We start from the raw sequence: 18,598 nt of genomic DNA on the forward strand, positions 1-18,598 counted from the left end.
AAATATTGTCATAGGGTAATTTGCATCACCTATTGTTTGTTTCTGTTTAGGTGTAGTGATAGCGTAAATTGCTACCTTTGAAAGCTTACCAAACAGATATAGTAGTATCAAGATATAAATTTCATTGCTGAATCGAATACTTATTTTATAAAAAATGCTAAACTACCCCGTTTAGCATTTTTGCGTTTAACCCATACGAAAATCCTATGCTGCCATCTACGCCACCCCAAACCCCCAATCAAGATATCCGTCTATTTACCCTATTCATGGGCTTCGCCATTTTGACCTATCTAATGCCTTGGCATTCGCCACTCGGTCGAGATTTTGTCGTCAATGCCACCGCATTTGGGTTTATCAGCTTAGCCATAGCCGCTTTTTTTTGGCAAAACCCGATGACAAAGGTGAGCAAATCTGTGCTTACTTGGTTGCTGCTAGCGCTATTGCTTGTATGTCAGCCATTATTTAATCATATCGCTTACCCTGATGCCTTAATCTTTCCGGTGATAAGCTTGGTGGTCGTTGCCTTGACTGCGTGGATAGGCAGTAATATTGAAAATAAAGCGAATTTATTAAACCGCCTGTTTATTGCGGTATATATAATGGCAATCGTCACCTTTATGATTCAAATGATGCAGATGAGCGGCTATCAGATTGATTATAAAGGCTGGGTGATTGCGCGCGGTAACGCCAATGGCGGACGCTATGATGGCAACTTTGGGCAAGCCAATCACGCAGGCTATGCGTTTGTGTTGGCGTTGTGTGGGGTGATTTATCAACTGCAGCAGTCGTTTCAAGAAAGGTTAAGTACGCCGCAGTGGCTGATGGGTCGATACCGACAATATGCGCGGTTTGGTTTGATGCTATTGTTTGTGATATTTACCATCGGGCTTGCCTTGACACAAAGTCGGGCGGGACTGGTGATGATGCTGGCGGTGATTCCCATTTTCTTTTTGACCCAGCCGATAGCGTGGAAAAGCAAACTTTCTGCCACCGTTTTGGGGTTAGTTGTTTTTGTATTGTATTATATGGGCGCAAGCTGGATTAGCAATTATAGCAGCGCCAATCAGCTTGGCGCGGTAAGCCGTATGGCGGGCGGGCAGGGGAACCGCTCGGCGATGAGCGAACGCGCCATGATGATATTTCATGACCATGTGCTCACCGGAGTCGGCTGGAACAACTACATGGGCGCAAGCGTTGATTATGCCCAATATTTTAAATGGCCAGAGATTGCCGACCATTCTCACAATTTTGCCACCATGATTTTGGCGGAGCTAGGTGTGCTGGGTGCACTGTGCTTTGTGCCGATTGTTTGGCTACTGGTGCGGGCGATTCATCTGCGTCATAGCAGCGAAAGCGCCATTGCACTGGCGTTTGTCATCGCCAGTATCTTGTATGCCAGCGTAGAATACCCGTTATGGTATTTTCGTTATCTCGCGGTGTTTGCCTTATTTTTGGCGTTGATTGATCAGCGCAACTGGCAGTTTGTGTGGCAACCCAAACTCACAAAAGCCATGTCTGTGGTCATGCTTGGTTTGGCGATGCTATCAGGCTACTATATTTGGCAATATTTTCATCTTAATTATTTGGATTATAATCGCTTTATCAAGCACACCAATCATCTAAACCAAGACAAAGGAATTGACTATCAAAATGAGGTGTTTGGCTTTAGCGCGTATCATGACCGCATCCTTGCCATGCAAGTGCCGATTAATCGCCATCAGGCAAGCGTCAAAGAAGAAATCTTTGAAGAGGTGCTAAATACCGATTCTTCCCAGTATAATATATTAGCTTATGCACAGTTCTTAGCCTATAAAGGTGACCAACAAGCGGCATTAACCCATATCAAAGCGGCTTGTGTCATGGTAAAAAATTTGTCGGATTGTGACAATGTCGAGACCGACTTGGGCAACCTTGCCAAACAAGATCCTGCGACATTTGCAGATTTATACCGTGAGTTTAGACAATGGCGTCACGCCAACCCTGAAAAAACAGGACTTACACCATAATGCAGCGGGTAATTTTTTTATTATGGCAAAATCTTGTGTTCCGCCTCATTGTAGGATGGTTGGTGGTGGTGGTGTTGCCCGCCTTGCTGATGTGGCGAATGCGCTTTTTGCAGGGGCGCTGGCTGATTACTGAATTTAACAGTATGGTGTTAGCCACCTTGGGTGTGTTGCTCGTCACCCTGGGTCTGCGCAAACTCACCGAGTTTCCAGGTCAACGCTCCATTAGCTTTGTGTTGCCAACCTTATTGTTGGTAATGATGCTGTTAGGCATGGTGATTATCGTTTTTCGGCTGCCGTATTCGCTATATTATTTTGGCTTATCGGGTGTTATCGGGGTAGTGTTTTTCTTTTTATCATTTTTACTTGAGCAAAAAGCGCACCAACCTTATATGGCGTATATTCCACTAGGGCATTGTCAAAACTTTGAAGCGATTTTTCAAATCCGTTGGCTGCGGCTTGAAAAACCGCATTTGGATGCCATACAATCCAAAAAAGTGCAAGCGATAGTGGCAGACCTGTCATCGCCTGCACTCGATGAAGACTGGCAGCGATTTTTAACCGAGCAAACGTTACAGGGCAGACCGGTGTATAATAACCGCCAAGTGTATGAGTCTTTGACGGGTCGTCTGCCGATTCATCATTTGTATGAAAACGAATTGGGCTCGCTGTTGCCATCGCAAACCTATTTATGGTTTAAACAACTGATTGATATTATAGCGATTTTATTGGTAGCACCCTTTGTATTGCTGATTGCGGTGGTCACTGTCATTGCGATACGGTTGGAGAGTCCGGGTAAGGCCATATTTGTCCAAGAGCGGGTCGGGCAAGGCGGCAAATTGTTTAAAATCTATAAATTTCGCAGTATGCGCTTTGACTCAGAAAAGAACGGGGCAAAACTGGCGCAACAAAATGACCCGCGTGTGACTAAAGTCGGTAAATTTATTCGCAAAACCCGTATCGATGAATTGCCGCAATTTTTAAATGTGCTCAAAGGCGATATGAGCCTGATTGGACCGAGACCCGAACAGCTAAGTTTTGTTAAAACCTTTGAAAAAACCATCCCTTTTTATAATTATCGACATATCGTCAAACCCGGTATTTCTGGATGGGCGCAGGTCACACAAGGCTATGCCAGTGATACCGATGAGACAGCGCTTAAAGTACAGTACGATTTTTATTATATTAAACATATTTCTTTTGCATTAGATATCTTGATTGTGCTCAAAACCATTCAAACCATGCTGACAGGTTTTGGGGCTAGATAAACTGCGATAAATAACTTTAGCCATAATAGGTAGTGCACTATGTTAACCAATTCAACCATTCTAGTGACAGGCGGGACAGGCTCATTTGGGCATACCTTTGTGCCGATGACACTTGAAAAATACAACCCTAAAAAACTGATTATCCTGTCGCGTGATGAGATGAAACAGTGGGAAATGGCAAAACTGTACCAAGGCGACCCGCGTGTACGGTTTTTTATCGGTGATGTGCGCGATAAAGACCGTCTATATCGCGCGCTTGATGGGGTGGATTATGTGGTGCATGCGGCAGCAACCAAAATCGTACCCACCGCCGAATATAATCCATTTGAATGTGTCAAAACCAATATCAACGGGGCAATGAATTTAATTGATGCCTGTATTGATAAAGGGGTGAAAAAAGTCGTTGCCTTATCGACTGACAAAGCGTCTAGTCCAGTGAATCTGTATGGCGCGACCAAATTGGCATCGGACAAACTGTTTGTCGCAGGCAACGCCTATTCAGGGGAGCATGGCACACGCTTTTCGGTGGTACGTTATGGCAATGTCATGGGGAGTCGTGGCTCGGTGATTCCGTATTTTCTATCAATTAAAGACAGTGGCATACTGACCATCACAGACCCGCGTATGACCCGTTTTATGATTTCGCTTGAACAAGGTGTGGAGCTGGTTTGGCATGCATTTGACGACATGGTGGGCGGCGAAATTTATGTCAAAAAAATTCCTTCTATGACCATGCCAGATGTGGCAACTGCCGTTTCTGCCACTGCCGAGCAAAAAATCATTGGTATTCGTCCTGGCGAGAAATTGCATGAGCAAATGATTAGTGCCGAAGATTCTTTTCATACCTACGAATATCCTGAGCATTTTAAAATCTTGCCTGCGATTAATGGCTGGGATGAAACGCCTGAGCGTATCAAAGATGGTGTTAAGGTGCCAGAAGGCTTTGTGTACGCCAGTGATAATAACAGTGAGTGGATGACAACTGGGCAGCTCCAAGAATGGATTGAAACCAACAAAGCAAAAATTGGTAAAATTTAAACGCTAACCCTTGATAACAAACCCACTTAATAACGAACCCCTTGGGCAAATATTATGGCAAATCAATTTATCCCTTATGGTCGTCAGCATATCACCCAAACTGATATTGATTCCGTGGTCGCTGTGCTACAGTCTGATTTTTTGACCCAAGGTAGTCAAGTACCAGCGTTTGAAGAACGCGTCGCTACCTATACGGGGGCAAAGTTTGGCGTGGCGGTGAATAGTGCGACGTCAGCACTACATATTGCTTGTTTGGCATTGGGGCTTGGTCAAGGTGAAAAGGGTAAAGACGACTGGCTGTGGACGACGCCGATTACCTTTACCGCATCTGCCAACTGTGGATTGTACTGTGGTGCTAACATTGATTTTGTGGATATTGATCCGCTAACGCTCAATATGTCTATCAACGCGTTAGCAGAAAAGTTACAGCTTGCCGATGCTGAAAACCGCTTGCCAAAAATAGTCATTCCCGTGCATTTCACCGGTGAACCCTGTGATATGGCGGCCATTCATGCGCTATCGCAACAATATGGCTTTAAGGTTATTGAGGATGCCTCTCATGCCATTGGTGGCAAATATCACAATCAACCAATTGGCAATTGTGAGTTTAGCGACATTACCGTCTTTAGCTTTCACCCTGTCAAAATCATTACCACCGCAGAAGGTGGACTGGCAACAACGAATGACCCCGTGTTGGCGGAAAAAATGCAGTTACTCCGTAGTCATGGTATCACCCGTGCTGCCAATCTAATGACCCATGAACCTGACGGTGGTTGGTATTATCAGCAAATTGATTTGGGCTTTAACTATCGCATGACCGAATTGCAAGGTGCATTGGGGGTCAGTCAAATGACAAAGTTGGATGAGTTTGTGGCTCGCCGTCATCAGCTTGCCAAGCGGTATGATGACTTACTCAAAGACTTACCGATTATGTTGCCTTATCGCAATCCTGCTAATTATTCGGGGTTTCATTTATATCCCATTCAACTAACAGCAGACAGTGGCAAAACGCGTAAGCAAGTGTTTGACAGTTTGCGGGCGCAAAATATCGGGGTGAATGTGCATTATATTCCAGTGCATACCCAGCCTTATTATGCCAAGTTGGGCTTTAAACAAGGCGATTTTCCCCATGCCGAGAGCTACTATGCACAAGCCATTAGTTTGCCATTGTATTATGACTTGAGCGAAGCCTCGCAAGCGCAAGTGGTCAATGCAATTTATCAGGCATTAGCATAATGAAGGTCTGTATCATCCCTGCCCGTGGGGGGAGTAAACGCATTCCGCGCAAAAACATCAAAGATTTTTGTGGCAAACCCATGCTGGCTCGTGCCATTGAAACGGCAAAAAACAGCCAATTGTTTGAGCAGATTATCGTCTCCACTGATGATGGCGCTATTGCCGATATCGCTCGACACCATGGTGCTACTGTCAGCCGAAGACCGGCCGAGCTTGCCGATGATTACGCCACTACTGCTGCGGTGATTCGGCATGTGCTGCAGAGCATGCCAAAAGCTAGCCATATCTGCTGTCTATACCCCTGTACGCCGTTATTAAAATCGCAGTATTTAACCGACAGTTTTGAGTGTTGGCAGTCATCCAACAGTTTGTATTGTTTTCCGGTTTTAGAATTTGAATCCAATGTATTACGCTCACTAAAATTAAGCGATGCCGGTGAAGTGTCGAGCATGTTTAGCCAACATGAACTCACCCGAACCCAAGATTTGACGCAGGCTTATTTTGACGCAGGGCAATTTTATTGGGGCAGTCGTGAAGCATGGCTCAGCGAGGATAAAATCCATAATCATGCCCTAGGCTATGTGTTGCCAAAATACAGTGTGGTCGATATTGATGATGATAACGATTGGCGATTTGCTGAACGCCTGTACCAAGCACAACTGGAGCGAGCATGAAGATCGTGGTCCGAGCAGATGCAAGTTTAACGATGGGTAGCGGTCATATCATGCGTTGCCTCACGCTCGCTGACCGGTTAAAACAGCAAGGGCATGACATCACGTTTATTTGTCGGGAGCATGACGGGCATTTGGCGGATTTGATTGGACAAAAAGGTTTTGCTGTGCATCTGTTAGCCAAAAGTGGGATTGCAGATTTTATCAAACAGCATGCCCATAGCGAGTGGCTAGGCGCCAGTGAAAGCGATGATTTTGCCGAGTGTAAACCCATCTTGCAAGCGTTAAAGCCAGATTGGCTGATTATCGACCATTATGCGATTGGCGAAAAATGGGAGCAACAAGCTAAACGACTTTTGCCAAACCTTAAAATTTTAGCCATTGACGATTTAGCCGACCGAACGCACGACTGTGAGATTTTGCTCGACCAAAATTTTGGGCGAAAAAACGAAGATTATCAACCGCTTGTGCCAAGTGATTGCCAGCGACTACTAGGTACACGCTATACACTATTACGTGATGAGTTTGCCAACTGGCGAGCGATAAGCCTAAGCAGACGTAAAAGCGTGCAGCCGCCCAACAATATATTGGTCAATCTTGGCGGAGTCGATAACGATAATGTCACGCTCAAGATTTTGCAAAGTCTCAATACCTTTGTCCAACAATCTGAGCAAGCGTTTAACGTGACTGTCGTCATGGGCAAAACCGCACCGCATATTAAAAGTGTGCAAAGGTTTGCCAAACACGCAAGTTTTGCCTGTGCTGTGCTTGTCAATGTGACTAATATGGCGGAGTTGATGGCAAATGCTGACCTTGCGATTGGGGCGGCAGGCAGCACGACTTGGGAGCGCTGCTGTTTGGGCTTACCGATGGTGCTGATCGTGCTTGCCGATAACCAGCAGGTGATTGCCAAAGCGTTGGCAGATAAAAACCTGGTCAAAGTGGTAACTGACATGGCTACATTGGATGAGCAGCTGCCCCGCTTGTTGAGCGAACTGGCCGACAATTATAAAAAATTCAGCCGCCAATCTGCCAAACTGGTCGATGGGCAAGGGGCGAAACGGGTTGCGCACTGGATTGAATTTGCGCAAAAATTTCAACATTGTCAAGTGCGACAAGCGACCCAAGCCGATAGCCAGATGATTTGGCAATGGCGTAATCACATCGACGTACGCCAGTGGATGTTTGGGCAAGATGAAATTGCCCTCGCTGACCATGAGAAATGGTATCGCAAACAGCTTGACCATGCCAATGTGCATTTGCTGATTTTTGAAACGGATGGGAGTAAAGGCGGCGAGCCGATGGGGCTAGTCAATGTTACCCAAATGACGGCAGATAAATACCAGACGCTGCAGTTGGCAAACACCCATGCGCCAAACCCTAATGCGTCAAATCCTAATTCTTTAAGCGCGAATGAAAAAACTGCCAGTTGGGGGTTTTATTTATCCCCTAATAGCGCAAAAGGGCAGGGGCTTGGCTTTGCGTTGGGAGTTTTGGCGATTGCACGGATTTTCAACACCACCGACATTGGTAAAATCACCGCGCAAGTGCTGGCATATAATACCGCGTCACTGGCGTTGCATCGTAAATTGGGATTTAGCGAAACAGGCGTGTTAAAACAGCATTTTGGTGTGGGTGAAAAAGTGTATGATGTGGTTGAGTTTGAATTAAAATCGCAAGATTTTTTATTTTAGGGGTGTTTTTATGAATCAAAATTTTAGCATTAACAATCGCCCAATCGGCATTGACCATACGCCGTACATCATTGCTGAAATGTCCGCCAACCACAACGGCGACATCAATAACGCTTACCGTATCATTGACATGGCAAAGGCGTGCGGGGCTGATGCGGTCAAAATGCAAACCTACACCGCAGATACCATTACCCTCAACAGCAGCGCCGCTGACTTCCAAATTCATGGAGGGTTGTGGGACGGGCGTACCTTATATGACTTGTACCAAGAAGCTTACACGCCGTGGGAGTGGCATAAACCATTGTTTGAGCACGCTCACAAAGTCGGTATCACCATGTTTAGTTCACCGTTTGACTTTACTGCGGTGGATTTACTCGAGGATTTGAACGCCCCAGCGTACAAAATCGCCTCGTTTGAAGCCATTGATTTACCGCTTATCAAATATGTGGCAAGTACCGGCAAGCCAATGATTATCTCCACAGGGATGGCAGACCAAACCGAAATTGCTGAGGCGGTTGCCGCCGCTCGTGATGGCGGCTGCCGTGAGCTTGCGTTATTGCACTGTGTGAGTGGTTATCCTGCCCCTGCACAGGATTATAACCTGCGTACCATTGTCGATATGCAGCGCCGTTTTGGCGTGCCGATTGGCTTATCCGACCATACGCTTGACAACACCACTGCCGTGACAAGCGTGGCATTAGGGGCATGTATTATTGAAAAACACGTCACCCTAGACCGCAATGGCGGCGGCGCGGATGACAGTTTTTCACTGGAAAAAGACGAACTCACCGCGCTCTGCCGTGATAGCAAAACCGCTTGGCAGTCGCTCGGACAAGTCGATTATGGGCGAAAATCAAGCGAAATCGGCAATGTGCAATTTCGCCGCTCACTGTATTTTGTCAAAGACATGACGGCAGGGGATGTGATTGATGAAAGCTGTATCCGTAGCGTTCGCCCTGGCTTTGGGCTTGCCCCGAAGTTTTATGATGAATTAATGGGCAAAAAAGTGCTAACGGATATCCAAGCCAATACCGCCACCTCGTGGGATGTTCTTGAAAGGTAATGTTAAATAAAATCAAACGTTTAACACAATCTGCTTTGCTCAAAGACAGCCTGATTTATGTGGTGGGCGAGATGACCGCCAAAGCTGTGCCGTTTTTGCTATTGCCCTATTTAACAAGGGTATTAGGCACAACGGGCTTTGGTGATTTGTCCTATTATTTATCGCTCACGGCGTTTATTGTAATCGCCATGAGTCTGTCGCAAAATGGTGCGTTGACCCGGTATTTTTATGTGTATGGCAGGCATGGGCTGGGCAATATTTTATTGGCAGGCGGGCTATATAGCGTGGGCGTGCTGCTGATTGGGACGGTGATTAGTTGGCTGTTACATAGCGAATTGCTATTTTACTGCTTTTTTACTGCCTTTTTGCAAACCTTGATTCAAAACCAACTGGCACTGCGGCAATGCCAAAAACGCCCGTTTAGCTATCTGACCATCCAACTGGGCTTAGCCTTGGGTAATTTACTATGGACGGTGCTGATTTTTCAGTTTTTTGCTGGCGATACCACCGATAAAGTTGCCCAGCGTCTGATTGCGATTATCTTGGCGCATGGGTTTACTTTTGTGGCAGCGTTGGCGTGGGCAAAATACCAATTTGCTATCAACTTTCGCTTTACCCCAAAACGGCTCAAACTGGGACTGGGCTATATTTTAACCCTAGGCTTGCCGCTGCTGTTACATGGGTTAAGCTATACCATCAAAGGGCAACTTGACCGAGTGTTGATTCACGAGCGGTTTAGCAGTCATGAGCTAGGGGTATACTCGGCAGGGGTGCAAGTCGCTAGTAGCTTGACCATTGTGATTATGGCGGTCAATTCTGCGCTGGTGCCTCACTTATATGAACGGCTAAAATCGCAGCGCATGACAGTGATGCAATTGCATCGACTGTTTTGGCTAAGTTTAATAGTGCCTTTTCTGTTGACTGCCATGGCGTGGGCGATGCCGTCGTCATTGATGGCGTGGCTATTGGGGGCAGATTTTGCCCAAAGCCAGTATTATGTGGTGATGTTTGTACTGGCGTTTTCGCTGATAATTCCGTATTTATTGTTGGTGAATTTTTTGTTTTATCATGCCAAAAGTGCGCAAATTTCGCTGTGTTCCGTCATCTCAACGCTGGTGTATTTGCTTGCCTTGTGGCTGTTAAGTGGCGTATCACTGGCGGTGGTGCCGTATGCGACTATTATTAGTGGCGTGGTGATTTTGCCGTTGTTATATTATTATACGCTGCAGGTGGAAAAGGTCAAAAAAACGCCATGAATCTCATTATTTGTATCACCCCCTTGCAAGTGTTGATTGCCAAGCAAATTATTAAGCAGCACAGTACCCCCTTTATTGGGCTTTATTTGCCGTATGGTATCCATTCAAAAAGCGAGCCCAAACACCGCTATTATTTTGAACAACTTGAGCAGGTCTGCGAAAAATCCGCCTTTATCGAACTGAACAATAAAACCTGGGGCGAACGTTTTGCTACCCTAAACCACATCAAAACCACACTTAACACGCTTGATATTTGGCAAAAACCTATCGAAAACGTCTATCTTGCCAGTATTGACGTGTTGTTTTTGCAATATGTTATTTCTAAAGTAACATTCCAACAGCTGTATACCTTTGATGACGGCACCGCTAATATTTTCCCCAACTCTAGCTATTTTCAACCGTTACCAAAATCCTTACCACTACAACTGTTTAAACACGCCGTGGGCATTACTTATCCCAGTATTCCCAGTATTTTGGCTATCTCCAAAAAACATTTCACCATTTTTCCCCAGGAAAAAAATATTATAGACACTACCGAGCCTGTTTATTTGTTTGATAAAGTAGACAATCAGCCAGATGAGAATTTGCCGGTAAAACGGCTGTTATTGGGGCAAGCCCTCGACAATTTTATCGGTGATAAAGCTTATGCTGATATTGTAGAAACAATGGTCAAGACATTTCACCTTGACGCATTTTGTCCACACCCGCGAGAAAACTTGGATTTTAGCCATGTTTTGCCGGTGATTGATAGCGATAAAATCATTGAAGATTATCTAAGCGAGGCTTTGCAACAAAACCCCCAGCAGCGCTTTGAAATTTATACCTTTATCAGCACTGCTGTGTTTTCGCTCAAAGAATTTCCCCGCACCCAAGTATTTATGGTGTATACCCAAGCGCTGTGGGATAAATTCCCTGATGCTTATCAGTTTCTTGCCAGTCGTGGTTTTACCCTGATTAATTTAGATGACGCAGATAATCTAAATGGGTTCAAAGGGTAGTCATATGAAAAAACACGCCTTACTTATCCAAGCCCATCAAGATATCAGTTATTTTATTAAGCTGGCGAAAATTCAGCCCAACGTCAATTTTTATGTGCATGTGGATGCTAAATCCAATTATTTTCCTAACGCTGAGACTGCACAGCTAGCCAATGTATTTTTGCTCAAAGATAGAATAACGGTACGTTGGGGCGGGTTTAGCCAAATTGAAGCAACATTAAAATTGTTTGAAACGGCGTTTGCCAATGAGGACAATGCTTATTTTCACCTGTTAAGCGGTGAAGATGTGGTGTTACAACCATTTGAAGTGATAGAAAAACAGTGGCAACAGCGGTTTGATTTTCAGGCGATGATGACCTGCGAGAGGGCGCCACAGTATGCGTATCGCTTTATTATGGACAGCCCCCATGCCGACAGCAACTGGCAACGGCAATTGACGGGCAAAATCATCACCAAACTGCAACAAGGTGTGGCAAAAATAAAAACTTATCACTCGCCCATTTATTTTGGCTCACAATGGTTTTCAGTGACGCGTGCAGACTGGGAAAAAATTATGCCTTTTACCGATGAATACAGTGATTTTTTCCGTCACAAGCTGGTGCCCGATGAACACTTTTTTCAAACCCTAATTACTGAAAAATTAACCAATCAAATTCGCCTAAGTAATGATAACCGCCGACAAATTATTTTTGACAAAAATGTAAATAATGGTAATAGCCCGATTTATTTGGATTTATTAAAGCTTGAGCAGGCGAAATTTAATGGCTATTGGTTTGCCCGTAAAGTAAAAAAGGATGTGGCATTGACTTGGCTGGGTGAATTAATATGAAATTTTCTGTACTGATGTCGCTGTATGACAAAGAAAACCCCGAATTTCTGGCCGAATGTCTAGCTAGCTTGGTTAGCCAAACACGCCAAGCTGCTGAGGTTGTGTTGGTTTTTGATGGTCCAATCAATTTGGCATTACAAAAAGTGGTACAAGATTTTAAGCTGCAACTACCGTTAACGATTATCGCTTTAACAAAAAACGTCGGGCTTGGACAGGCTTTGAATGCAGGTCTAAACGCTTGTCAACATGACTGGGTCATGCGCATGGATACGGATGATATCTGTGTGCCTAACCGCTTTGAGCAGCAAATCAACTTTATCCAAAACCATCCTGAAATTGACGTGTTGGGCGGGCAAATCATTGAATTTGAAAAGCAGCTATCACAGGGGAAAAAATCTCGCACGGTGCCAACCTCACACGAGGCAATTTTTGCCTCAGCCAAGTCGCGCAATCCCATCAACCACATGACGGTTGCCTTCAAAAAATCAGCGGTACAAGCAGTCGGTAGCTATCGGCATGCGCCGCTGTTTGAAGATTATGATTTGTGGGTACGATTATTGGTCGCTGGCTATCAGTTTGCCAATTTGCCCGAGGTGCTGGTGTATGCACGGGCAGGGGATGCGATGTATGAACGGCGCGGGGGCTTGGCGTATGCCCGATACGAGTGGGCAATCCAGCAAAGCTTTTATCAACAAGGGTTTTTGCCTATGGCGCAATTGCTTAAAAACCTCGCCATTCGCTTACCGGTGCGATTATTGCCAAATAGTTTACGCAGTTTGGTTTATCAAAAACTGCTGAGAAAATAACTTAGCGCCGAATGACCTTGCGATTGGGACTTAAACTGTTGACCATTTTGTTAGCTAACGGCAATATTTCCCCACACATCAGTCCCGCCAACAGCTCACTACAAATCGGCGCATAAGCATAGCCTTTTGACCCCAATGCCGAAAAGCTCCAGACTCGGCTTTTGCTTTCATAACCCGCTTGCCACACCTGCCCAACTAGGGGTAGATAATCCACGGTTTGGCTGCGGATACTGGCGCGACCCTGCCAATGGGGGATGTTTTTTTCGACGGTAAACATATCGGTGTTGTTGACCAAATCGGGCACCGCATCCGCCAAATCTGCCACATTCATCTGGTGGTCAGCAACGGCTGGCGTGGTATCCAAGGTATCCCTAACAAAACTTGCCCCAAGCATGACATGGCGTTTGCTGTTTTCGTTAAAACTGGCGTAATAACTGCCATACTTTAGCGGCAGTTTTGGCAACTGTGCTTTATCATGGTCATCGACAACAAACCACGTCACTTGCCCACGGCTGTGATTAAAGCGTTTAACGGTGGGTAAAAAATCGCAGGTGTCTAATGCCATGCACAAAATCACATGGTCAAAAAACTGCTGACGCTCAGTGAATGTTAATAGCACTTGGTCGCAATCTTGCTGAAAATAGGCTTGCTGAAAATAGGTTAATTTCTCGGTTTGAAAGCTAATATTGGGGTGGCATAAAACAGCGTTGGCAAAGTTTGCGGTAGTGATTAACCCGGCATTGGGCAAAAATATTGCTTGCCCAACCTCATAACCGACCTTTGCTTTGGCTTGTTCAGCGGTCAATAAACGGGCAAATTCAATGGGAAAATCTTTGACTTCATCGAGTTGTAAGCGATTGTGTGAGAGTAAATCCAAACAGCCGGTAGTTTGTAGGATTTCAATACCGGTTTGTGCGGTCAAATAAGGGTAAAATCGACAGCTTGCCAAATAACCAATCGCATGTAGATTGGTTTCAAGACGTTTTAGGCTGGTAAGTTTTGGTGCAAGAAAACCGCGTATGTTGCCCGATGCGCCTGCCAATGGCTCATCTTTATCAAAAATGGTGACCTTGTGTCCACGGACGGCTAAGGCATACGCACTGCTTAACCCCGCTACACCCGCCCCAATCACCGCGACAGACAGCGGTTTTGTGATGGCGGAAAAATTGGGTAGTTCAAAGCCTTTAACGTTATTGGCTTTTCGACGGTGACGACGTCGGGATTCAAACGTGTCCGTAAAGGGTAGGGTGATAAAAAATGGTTTAATTTTTTTGTTATAGCGAAAATAAAGTTCGCAAAAACTGGCGGATGTTAACTTAGGTTGAAAGCTTGCGGTGAGCATTTCTCGCTTTTTGCCAAAGCCTTTACGTTTGGCTAAGCTAAAACCCTGATGTTTTAGCCCCTGTTTGACTGCGCTTGCCACGCTAAATGTCGCCAAAGTCGTGTGAGGTTTGGACAATCTTGCGATTTGAGCCAATAAAGCCGCTGACCAAAGCTCTTGGTTACAGCTCGGCGCAAACCCATCAAGTAGCCACGCATCGACTTTGCCTTGCCCAGTCACTTGCGACAAACTGCCTGTCGCATCGCCAAGCCATAAATCAATCGTCAATCGTTCATCAAACCAGTTCAAACGATGACAGCCAGCCAGTGGCGGTGGATAGTTTGCAATGAGCTGTTGTGATAACCCAGCAAGCTCTGTCCAAACGCTCAGCGCTTGTTCAAGGTCAGTTTTGCGTAGGGGAAATTTTTCAGTGGTAATGATATGTAAATGGCTGTGATTGTCAGGTCTGATTTGTTGCCACAGTTGCCAAATAGCCAAGATATTAAGCCCTGTGCCAAAACCAATCTCACCGATGACAAATCGTTCAAAGTTCCGCAAATTAGCGAGGCGAGAGGCTAAGTTGTTGCCATCAATAAAAACATGGCGAGATTCTGCCAAGCCATCGGTTTTGGAAAAATAGACATCACCAAAGTCGCCAGAGAGGGGGACAGTCACGCCGTTATCATCTAGCTGCCAGTGCAGTTTGGCGGTTTGAATGGTTGCTGCTAGGGTGCTACTTTTGCTTGAGCTTGTGACAGGACGTTGGCTAGATTGTGACATCAGTGACCCATAATAAATAACTAAAAGTTAGTGCTGAATAAAATATTACTAATACAAGGCTTGAAAACAGCGATTAGGGGGTATAGCATAACTGATTTTTTATCGTTGCAACATGGCATGCAGCTTTTTTTGGGTGTGGTAACAACATGAATCAATCAAGTAACGGGCGTTATAACCTAATCACCGCATTGGCAATGATTGTGGGGATTGTGATTGGCTCAGGGATATTTTTTAAGGCAGACAATGTTTTAAAATATACCCATGGCAATGTGGCGTTGGGGGTAGGGGTTTTTGTATTGGCGGCGGTAGCGATTATTTTCGGTTCGTTATCGATTGCTGAGCTGGCAAAACGTACCGATGCGCATGGCGGCTTGATTGGCTATGCCGATGAATTTGTCAGTCCACATTTTTCTACCATGATTGGCTGGTTTCAATTATTTTTGTATTACCCGACGCTTGGCGTGGTGGTGACGTGGGTAGTGGGTATTTACACCGCCCTATTATTTGGGGTAAAAGAGGCATCGCTTGAATTACAAATGGGCATTGGGCTGACGTGGTTTGTCATTTGTTATCTGTTTAATGTGATGGCAGCGGTGTTTGCAGGGCGTTTTCAAGTCTTTGCCACTATCGTTAAATTAATTCCGTTATTTGTGCTAGGGATGATGGCTTTTGTCTATGGCGACCCTGTGGCTGCGTTAACCCATCCAAGTGAATCCGCGCGTCAAGCGACCCAGTCTTTGGCATGGCTCGGCGCCATCGGTCCGATTGCGTTTTCGTTTGATGGCTGGGTGGTCTCTACCAGTATTTCAGGGGAAATCAAACATGCCAAACGTAATTTACCGATTGCGTTAGTTGTTGCCCCTATGTTGATTTTATTGGGCTATTTGCTGTACTTTGTTGGACTTACCGCGTATCTAGGCGCCGCACAAGTGATGGCATTGGGTGATGAAAGCGTGTATGTGGTCGCGACCCAGTTATTTGGTGGAACCGCTGCCAAAGCCTTTTTGGTATTTGTGGTGATTTCGGTGATGGGCACAGTCAATGGCTTGGTATTAGGTTTGATTCGTCTGCCGCATTCTTTAGCGCTCAAATCATTGATTCCGTTTAGCGCGCAATTGCGTCACGTCTCGCCCATCTATCAGCTATCGGTTGGTTCAGCGCTGCTAGGTTTTGCCTTATCTATGTTTTGGGCGGCTGTGCATTATACGGTGATGAAAAGTCAGCTGCTAGGCGATATGGATATCTCAGAAATCGCGATTGTGGTGAGTTATTTGCTGTATTTGGTATTTTACTTTGCTGTGTTTCGATTATGGCAACAAGGTCATATCAAAAGTATGTTATTGGGCGTAATATCGCCGATTTTGGCGGCATTGGGCTCGCTGATGGTAGTGTTCGGCGGTATGCAAAATCCGCTGTTTTTGCCTGTCTGCTTACCGATTTGTGCGCTTGTGCTGCTGCTTGCCTACTTTTACAGTCGCTATCTGCACAGTCGATAAGTACCTTATGTCAATTGCATTGCGTCAACTTTTTGGATAACGCTAAAAACTGCGCCACGCCTTGTCCGACGGCTCGGCCCGTGGCAAAACAAGCCGTCAGCAGATAGCCACCCGTTGGCGCATCCCAATCAAGCATCTCGCCACAGCAAAATACATAAGGATTGGATTTTAGCGAAAAATCCTCAGTTAATGCTGTACGTTTTACCCCGCCGCCACAGCTAATCGCTTCTTCAATCGGTCGAAAGTTATCGAATTCTACCATTAACTGTTTGATTGCCTTTGTCATCTTATCGGCATCATGCCAGTGCGTTTTTGCGACGATTTCTCTGAGTAAGGCGATTTTGACCGGATCAAGGCCTGCCTTTCGCCAAAGGTTAGCTAGCGATTGTTTTTTGGGGTTTTTTAAACTACTCAATAATTTTTCGTCAGACACATCAGGCAGCAAATCAAGTTGTAGTGATACCTTGCCCGTATGATTTAATTGCTCGCGCATGGCACGATTGAGCCGATATATCAGCCCGCTTTCCATACCATAATGGGTGAGAATAATATCACCAAAACCCTGCTCAATTTTGCCATCGGGCAACGTCACCTGAGCTTTCACGCGTTTTAACGCTTTGCCAAAATCGCGGTGCAAATGCGCTGACCAAGGCTGTGACAGTGGGCGACAGATACCGACATTGCTGGCATAGAACGGCGTCAATTCTGTATCGCTGAGCCATGCCTGCCATTTGCCATCACTACCGAGCCGCGACCATGACATCGCGCCCGTTGCCAACACAATCGCATCAAAGCTTTTGCTAACAGTCAGGTTACCGCTTTCATGCACTACCGAAAAAGTCGCTTGCTTGCCCTCAATGTTGTCACAGCTATGCCGATAAAAAAACGTTACACCATCCTGCTGCAGCGCTTGCAACCACGCCCGCAGCAGTGGCGAGGCTTTCATCATGGTAGGAAAGATGCGACCTGTCGAGCCAACAAAAGATTCAACTCCTAAGCGGGTCATAAAATCACGGATATGCGCCGCATTAAAATCTTCAATATGCGGCGTTAGCCAGTCGTTGGGCTGATAGCGTGTGACAAAGGTATCAACGGGCTCAGCGTGCGAGATATTGAGTCCAGATTTACCTGCCATCAACAGTTTGCGGGCAGGGGAAGGTTTTTGTTCAAATACGTGGATTGTAACATCAAACTGGCGCAGATAATCTGCCGCCATCAGGCCAGCAGGACCCGCGCCAATGATGGCGACGGTGGGCTTTTTTGGCAAGTCGGTTTGGTTATTTGGCATCATAGCAAGTCAATGTTAGGCTTATAATAGTAGGCTTGTAAAGTCGATTACCAACGACCTTTACGTCCCGCGACCATCCAGCCCAGTGCGATACCAAGTATCCCACTGAGCAGTGCAGTGACCGCACCGTAGATAAAAATTTGTCCACTGCGCTCATTGATAAGTACTTTGACCTGCGTATTTAAACTATCGACTTGGTTTTGTAATTCAGCATTTTTTGCCAATAGTTGTTGGTTGGCTTTAGACAACTGGCTGTCAGTGGGCTGGTTGAGCTGGGCAAGGGTAGGTTGTTTGGGGTTTTGCATCGGTGAGGTGCTACTGGCAACGCTCGAGGCAATCTCTGGCTGTTTGGCGAGTGGTTGTCCTGTTTTTGGGTCAGTGACGATAACTTGCGGTGCTGCATGGGTCAGGCTCGTTACCTGTAATACCGTCAATAACACTGCGCCGTTTGCCAACCTGCCCACCAATTTTTTCATGCTTACCACCTATCACCACCCAGACTTTGCCAATTATGTACTGCAAACAACTGTTAAACCCAACATTAACTCACTGATTTAGGAAAAACTTGGATAAAAGGTTTGATATCCACATGACTATACACACCATTTAATAAGTAAGGCTCTTCACTTGCCCAAGCTTGCACGGCTTCATCGCTGTCAAAATCCACGACCAATACACTGCCACTCATTTCAGGCTCTCCATGCGCAATGGGCGTAGGGCCTGCGATGATTAGACGGTGCTGCTCATCTAACTGCGTAAGACGCTCAAGATGAGCAGAACGGAATTGTTTGCGTAGCTCAAGGCTATCAGGGACGTCATGACCGATAATAATATAAAGTGCCATCCATATT

The 18,598-nt window shown here is 45.7% G+C and carries 16 protein-coding genes; 12 read left to right on the forward strand and 4 right to left on the reverse strand.

Annotated features, from left to right (window positions below; all coding sequences use genetic code 11):
• Window positions 1–206 precede the first annotated feature (206 nt).
• The 11 genes from ACAM37_RS02720 to ACAM37_RS02770 are packed head-to-tail and all read left to right on the forward strand — an operon-like array spanning window position 207 to window position 12,862.
• Window positions 207–2,006, forward strand: a complete 1,800-nt coding sequence (locus tag ACAM37_RS02720; RefSeq protein WP_369626492.1) for a PglL family O-oligosaccharyltransferase — start codon at window positions 207–209, stop codon at window positions 2,004–2,006.
• A complete protein-coding gene (locus ACAM37_RS02725; RefSeq protein WP_369626493.1) occupies window positions 2,006–3,271 on the forward strand; it encodes an exopolysaccharide biosynthesis polyprenyl glycosylphosphotransferase in 1,266 nt (421 codons plus the stop codon). The genes ACAM37_RS02720 and ACAM37_RS02725 overlap by 1 nt, the downstream gene beginning before the upstream one ends.
• Window positions 3,272–3,310: 39 nt before the next feature.
• Window positions 3,311–4,309, forward strand: a complete 999-nt coding sequence (gene pseB, locus ACAM37_RS02730) for a UDP-N-acetylglucosamine 4,6-dehydratase (inverting) (protein ID WP_369626494.1) — start codon at window positions 3,311–3,313, stop codon at window positions 4,307–4,309.
• 54 nt (window positions 4,310–4,363) lie between these two features.
• The gene (gene pseC / locus ACAM37_RS02735; RefSeq protein WP_369626495.1) at window positions 4,364–5,545 is read left to right on the forward strand and encodes a UDP-4-amino-4,6-dideoxy-N-acetyl-beta-L-altrosamine transaminase; all 1,182 of its coding nucleotides are present in this window, start codon (window positions 4,364–4,366) and stop codon (window positions 5,543–5,545) included.
• Window positions 5,545–6,219 (forward strand): pseudaminic acid cytidylyltransferase, encoded by a 675-nt coding sequence (gene pseF, locus ACAM37_RS02740; protein WP_369626496.1) that lies wholly within the window; start codon window positions 5,545–5,547, stop codon window positions 6,217–6,219. The genes pseC and pseF overlap by 1 nt, the downstream gene beginning before the upstream one ends.
• Window positions 6,216–7,910 carry a UDP-2,4-diacetamido-2,4,6-trideoxy-beta-L-altropyranose hydrolase gene (gene pseG / locus ACAM37_RS02745; RefSeq protein ID WP_369626497.1) on the forward strand — a complete coding sequence of 565 codons (1,695 nt, stop codon included), beginning with the start codon at window positions 6,216–6,218 and terminating at the stop codon, window positions 7,908–7,910. The genes pseF and pseG overlap by 4 nt, the downstream gene beginning before the upstream one ends.
• Window positions 7,911–7,920: 10 nt before the next feature.
• Entirely contained in the window at window positions 7,921–8,973 is a 1,053-nt protein-coding gene (pseI, locus tag ACAM37_RS02750; RefSeq protein WP_369626498.1) for a pseudaminic acid synthase, read from the forward strand.
• On the forward strand, window positions 8,973–10,229 hold the full coding sequence (locus ACAM37_RS02755; protein WP_369626499.1) for an oligosaccharide flippase family protein: 1,257 nt from the start codon (window positions 8,973–8,975) through the stop codon (window positions 10,227–10,229). Before pseI ends, ACAM37_RS02755 begins: the two co-directional genes overlap by 1 nt.
• Window positions 10,226–11,227: a glycosyltransferase family 52 gene (locus tag ACAM37_RS02760; protein WP_369626500.1), complete on the forward strand. Its 1,002-nt coding sequence runs from the start codon at window positions 10,226–10,228 to the stop codon at window positions 11,225–11,227. Before ACAM37_RS02755 ends, ACAM37_RS02760 begins: the two co-directional genes overlap by 4 nt.
• Window positions 11,228–11,231: 4 nt before the next feature.
• Entirely contained in the window at window positions 11,232–12,056 is an 825-nt protein-coding gene (locus ACAM37_RS02765) for a beta-1,6-N-acetylglucosaminyltransferase (protein ID WP_369626501.1), read from the forward strand.
• Entirely contained in the window at window positions 12,053–12,862 is an 810-nt protein-coding gene (locus ACAM37_RS02770) for a glycosyltransferase family 2 protein (RefSeq protein WP_369626502.1), read from the forward strand. The genes ACAM37_RS02765 and ACAM37_RS02770 overlap by 4 nt, the downstream gene beginning before the upstream one ends.
• Window position 12,863: 1 nt before the next feature.
• On the opposite strand, the gene mnmC1 is transcribed toward ACAM37_RS02770, so the two are convergent.
• Window positions 12,864–14,963 (reverse strand): FAD-dependent 5-carboxymethylaminomethyl-2-thiouridine(34) oxidoreductase MnmC1, encoded by a 2,100-nt coding sequence (gene mnmC1, locus ACAM37_RS02775; RefSeq protein ID WP_369626503.1) that lies wholly within the window; start codon window positions 14,961–14,963, stop codon window positions 12,864–12,866.
• 146 nt (window positions 14,964–15,109) lie between these two features.
• Between mnmC1 and ACAM37_RS02780 the strand changes: the two genes are divergently transcribed.
• Window positions 15,110–16,459 carry an APC family permease gene (locus ACAM37_RS02780; protein ID WP_369626504.1) on the forward strand — a complete coding sequence of 450 codons (1,350 nt, stop codon included), beginning with the start codon at window positions 15,110–15,112 and terminating at the stop codon, window positions 16,457–16,459.
• 10 nt (window positions 16,460–16,469) lie between these two features.
• Here ACAM37_RS02780 and ACAM37_RS02785 read toward each other — a convergent pair whose 3' ends face one another.
• From ACAM37_RS02785 to ACAM37_RS02795, 3 genes are all read right to left on the reverse strand, one after another.
• Complete coding sequence (locus tag ACAM37_RS02785) at window positions 16,470–17,750, reverse strand: TIGR03862 family flavoprotein (protein ID WP_369626505.1); 1,281 nt, start codon at window positions 17,748–17,750, stop codon at window positions 16,470–16,472.
• A 44-nt stretch (window positions 17,751–17,794) separates the two neighbouring features.
• On the reverse strand, window positions 17,795–18,223 hold the full coding sequence (locus ACAM37_RS02790) for an SH3 domain-containing protein (RefSeq protein ID WP_282841264.1): 429 nt from the start codon (window positions 18,221–18,223) through the stop codon (window positions 17,795–17,797).
• Window positions 18,224–18,288: 65 nt separating this feature from the next.
• Window positions 18,289–18,591, reverse strand: coding sequence for a YciI family protein (locus ACAM37_RS02795; protein ID WP_099834262.1), 303 nt, complete (start codon window positions 18,589–18,591; stop codon window positions 18,289–18,291).
• Between the last annotated feature and the right edge of the window lie 7 nt (window positions 18,592–18,598).

The organism is Moraxella sp. K23 (genome assembly GCF_041154765.1).
GTDB lineage: Bacteria > Pseudomonadota > Gammaproteobacteria > Pseudomonadales > Moraxellaceae > Faucicola > Faucicola tetraodonis.